Origin of the sequence: Methylobacterium sp. GC_Met_3 (genome assembly GCF_026540775.1) — a bacterium.
Lineage (GTDB): Bacteria > Pseudomonadota > Alphaproteobacteria > Rhizobiales > Beijerinckiaceae > Methylobacterium.
This window is the reverse complement of record NZ_JALNUL010000122.1, coordinates 1-3,689: the sequence shown is the minus strand read 5'-3', so window position 1 is coordinate 3,689 and position 3,689 is coordinate 1. Positions and strand designations below refer to the sequence as shown.

The 3,689-nt window shown below is 67.3% G+C and carries 5 protein-coding genes; 2 read left to right on the top strand and 3 right to left on the bottom strand.

Annotation, left to right across the window (positions count from 1 at the left end; all coding sequences use genetic code 11):
* Positions 1–135: 135 nt before the first annotated feature.
* Positions 136–336 carry a hypothetical protein gene (locus OXS27_RS31865; protein WP_243920315.1) on the top strand — a complete coding sequence of 67 codons (201 nt, stop codon included), beginning with the start codon at positions 136–138 and terminating at the stop codon, positions 334–336.
* Between the two features lie 647 nt (positions 337–983).
* Here the strand turns inward: OXS27_RS31865 and OXS27_RS31860 are convergent.
* From OXS27_RS31860 to OXS27_RS31850, 3 genes are all read right to left on the bottom strand, one after another.
* The gene (locus tag OXS27_RS31860) at positions 984–1,346 is read right to left on the bottom strand and encodes a hypothetical protein (protein ID WP_243920310.1); all 363 of its coding nucleotides are present in this window, start codon (positions 1,344–1,346) and stop codon (positions 984–986) included.
* Between the two features lie 408 nt (positions 1,347–1,754).
* The gene (locus OXS27_RS31855) at positions 1,755–2,687 is read right to left on the bottom strand and encodes a metallophosphoesterase (RefSeq protein WP_243920308.1); all 933 of its coding nucleotides are present in this window, start codon (positions 2,685–2,687) and stop codon (positions 1,755–1,757) included.
* Positions 2,688–2,846: 159 nt separating this feature from the next.
* A complete protein-coding gene (locus tag OXS27_RS31850) occupies positions 2,847–3,134 on the bottom strand; it encodes a hypothetical protein (protein ID WP_243920306.1) in 288 nt (95 codons plus the stop codon).
* A 167-nt stretch (positions 3,135–3,301) separates the two neighbouring features.
* Between OXS27_RS31850 and OXS27_RS31845 the strand changes: the two genes are divergently transcribed.
* Positions 3,302–3,553 (top strand): hypothetical protein, encoded by a 252-nt coding sequence (locus OXS27_RS31845; protein WP_243920305.1) that lies wholly within the window; start codon positions 3,302–3,304, stop codon positions 3,551–3,553.
* The last annotated feature ends 136 nt before the right edge of the window (positions 3,554–3,689 follow it).

The window sequence follows — 3,689 nt, the reverse complement described above, 5'->3', positions numbered from 1 at the left end:
GTAGGTCTCGCTCCAGCGCGGCCGGTCGCTCGCCGGACCGGCAGCCTGCCCCGGCGGGTATGCGGATCCCTGAGCCGCGTGTGGCGAAGGCAGACCAGCCTTGGCTTGCCGGCACATGCGTGGCATGACTCCCCCATGAGCGAGACTGAGACGAACATCCACCCCTATTCGCTGGAGGTCCTTCCTCCCAAGGAAGACGGCGGGGCCTACAACTGGGCCATTCGCAAGCACGGCAAGCTGGCGCAGCGTTCCGATCGCAGCTACCCGACCGAGGCAAAGGCTCAAGCGGCCGGCCTAGCAACCGTCGAGAAGCTGCTGAGCGGTGCGGACCGGTGACGGCCGCTCCGTAGCGGATCGCAACCGGGCCGAGCGGATGCGGCGTGGCTCAGCGCAGGCGCGCGCAGATGCCTAAGGCGGATTGAGGCGCTGAGATCCTTCGAACGGATGACGCGACTCGATTCGTGGCTGGGCTATCCGAAAGCCTTCGAAACCCAATGGCCCCTCAGCCCGCCCGGTCCGCCGAGGCGGGCATTTTTATGCAAACCCGTTTGGCAGGCATATTGCTCGCGCGTCCGGATGGCTGTGTTCCACCTTGAATGCTCCGTTCACCGGCGATGCGCGAGCGGCCTGTCGGTCGCCACCGAGCAGCTCGACGCGACAACGAACGCGGAAGCCATTGGCCGAGCGGAAGCCCGGTTTGTCGAACTTCTCGCCGAGCGTGCGGGATCGGCGATGCTCTGGGACGCCGCAGGGCAGGTCGTTTGGGCGACGCGACGATTCGCTCCCGGAGCCGGCAACGCGGCCGCGGCGCCTGGCCATTAGCTTGGCCCGCGGCTTGCCATGGGCTTCACGCTCGTCCGTGAGACCGCGAGCCGACTTGCGGCGCGCTCCTGACGGGGTGCGTCGCCTCTTGCGCATCAGGGTGCAGAATCACGGGCGCCGGATGGCGAAGGCGGCGTCGCCTTCGCCTCGCGCAACGGGGATCAGCAGCTCAGCTTCCGGCCTTCCGCCATGCCGACCTTCCGGTAGTGTTCCAGCCCGGACTTGATGGCGCGACCGATGACCGCCCGGCGCACGTCCGGATTGCAGCGCAGATACTCTGCCTCGTTGAAGGCGTAGTCGCCACGCCCGCCCCGCGAGCCCCGATCATTGTCCCGGTCGTAATCGCGGCGATCACGGTCGCCGTAGCCTCGATCGCCGTAACCGCGCTCTCCGTAGCCCCTGTCGCGGGAGCCATAGTCGCCGCGATCATAGCCATAGTCGCGTCCGCCGTAGGGCTGCGCGAAGGCCGGAGCCACGCCGCTCAACAGGGCCAAGCCGAGGACGGTTGCCGAGATCACCTTCATGTCACGTTCCTTGCCGTTGAGAGTCGGAAACGCTTTCGGCGGACGGTGGTTCGCTGCTGCCACCGTGCCTTGCCCTCAGGTCACGACCGAGGCCGCTGAGATCGCCTCTGCGTTGGCGCGCGGAACCACGGACGGCAAAGGGTCAAGGCGGATCGGCCGTGAGCACCGGGATCAGCGGGCGACCGGCGCCCGAGGCAGAGGCCCAGAGCGTTCCTCCAGTTCGGCTCGGCCCATATCCCGGCGGCGAGCCGACGCAGTCGGCTGCGGCGACCGTGCCGAAGCGGCCAGAGCGCTTTCCGCCGAAGTGGACACCGGTTCGGCGAAAGGAAGCGCGCCAAAACAAAGGCTTAGAGCCGTGCTCGATTGCAGCGCGATCCGGCACGGCTCGAGGAGGCGTTCGGCGATGCCCTACGATGTCGCAACAGTTGCAGCTCCGAGATCGACGACGACGATCTCGGGCGGTGCACCGAAGCGCAGGGGGCGCCCGGCCACGAAGTGAGAGCCTAAGCCGGCCGACACCACGAGATCGCGCCCTCGTTCGACGATATGACCGTAGGCGTAGCGCAGGCCGTAGCGGGAGGGGATCCAGGGCGACCAGCCCAGAATGCGGATCTGGCCACCATGCGTATGGCCCGACAACGTCAGGACCACGCGCGGATCGAGGTCCAAGGCAAAGATGTCCGGCTCATGCGCCAGCAGAATCACGGGCTCGCCTGCCGGCACATCTTGGAGCGTTCGGTTCAGCGTATCGAGGCGATACCGCTCGAACTGCTCCCGCACCTTCGGCACACCCGGTGTCTCCTCGCTCTCCAGCCCGGTCAGCCAGAGCGGCACGGGACAATCGAGCCGCACCGCCGTGTTCTCGAGGAACGGGATGCCGGCGGCTCGCAGCGCCCGCTCGGCATGCGTGGGGCCATGGCCACGGCGACGCGCCTCCCGATCATCGCCCCAATCATGATTGCCTTGAATGGCATAGACGCCCTTCGACGCCGTGAGGTTGCCCAGGATGCCGGCGATCCTCTCGAACGGCACCGGGCCTGGGCTCTGCGAGCCGTAATCTCCCAATAGGACAACGAGATCGGGCGCGAGCGCGTTGGTCCGGGCAACGACCGCCGCGATCTCAGCCTCGCCCATGCAGCGCGGATGAGCATGGAAGTCCGTCAGGACCGCGATGCGCAACCGTAGATCCGGCGGCCAGCCCCGGGGCGACAGGCGATAGGTGACGGTCTGCACACGGTGGGGCTCGAACGCCGTCGCGTAGCCAGCGCTCATAAAGGTGCCAGCTGCAGCCAGAGCGCCGGTCAAGGCAGGGCGGGAGATCAGAGCGCGGCGCGTGAGCATCGAAGGTCAAGCTCCTGAGCTCGGTCATTGGCGCCGGGTGATACCATCGGACGGTTTCGAACACGTCGCCGTCGCGCGTACCACGCGGCCCCAACAGCCGTCCTCATCCGTACGCCCGTTCCCTGACCATTCGGCGCGATGGCGACGACGTCGGCAGCCTCAGGAAGCAGCGTCCGCCGCTATGGCCTCGGCTGCGTAACGGGCACGCGCTGCACCGTCGGGCAGAGAGCCATCACGCGCGCACCACGACGCAAAAGCGTTCGGCTCAATCGGCACGCGCACGACCTCGACGCCGCTTCGCTGCACCACCTGTTCCATCTGCTCGGTGGCGATCCGCCATGTGTCGTACAGCGCCGGCAGCTTCGCCCCGTCTGCGAGGCAGGTCCGCAAGGCCGCATAATTCTCTGGGGCGTACCAAGGCAGGCCGACACGACGGGGGCGGTTCATCTCAATCCCTGACAGCGTGACGCTCGATCGGCACGACGCGCACCAACCTTCGCACCGTGCCGCGGTTCAGAGGATGCCGGCAATCCTTTGTTCGGTTGCCATTGCCCGGTTGCCTTGGTCCGGTTGTTGCGGGTTCGGCGTGATCGCCTCTTTGGGAGGATGCTGCCATGCCAGCCGCGACGAGCCGAGATCCGGCAGAGTACAGCACCCTCTCCGAGCGGTGCGCGGTCGCGATCGCTGACGCTCACGGGTTCCGCCATATGGCGACGCGGGCGTTGCGGGACGGGAAGCCCAGGGCACGGCTCCGCGCCGAGAGGGCGCGCACGGCGGCGCGCATCATCCTCATGCACGCGAAGCAGGACGCCGCGATGTACCGAACGATCATCAAAGCGGCGGACGCCGGCCGGAACGGTGCCTGAGTGATCGCGCCTTCAGCGTGACTACCACGCGTGCATCAGGTGACCGCCGGCCAGGACGACGACGATGAGGGTCACCGCCGAGAGGGCGATCTTCTTCGCCAACTCGGACCCTTGGTGTGGGCGATTCCGCTTGGTT

Bases quoted from the DNA above. Each gene is read 5' to 3' on its own strand.
- OXS27_RS31845 (WP_243920305.1), top strand. From the start codon at position 3,302: ATGCCAGCCGCGACGAGCCGAGATCCGGCAGAGTACAGCACCCTCTCC.
- OXS27_RS31850 (WP_243920306.1), bottom strand. From the start codon at position 3,134: ATGAACCGCCCCCGTCGTGTCGGCCTGCCTTGGTACGCCCCAGAGAAT.
- OXS27_RS31865 (WP_243920315.1), top strand. From the start codon at position 136: ATGAGCGAGACTGAGACGAACATCCACCCCTATTCGCTGGAGGTCCTT.
- OXS27_RS31860 (WP_243920310.1), bottom strand. From the start codon at position 1,346: ATGAAGGTGATCTCGGCAACCGTCCTCGGCTTGGCCCTGTTGAGCGGC.
- OXS27_RS31855 (WP_243920308.1), bottom strand. From the start codon at position 2,687: ATGCTCACGCGCCGCGCTCTGATCTCCCGCCCTGCCTTGACCGGCGCT.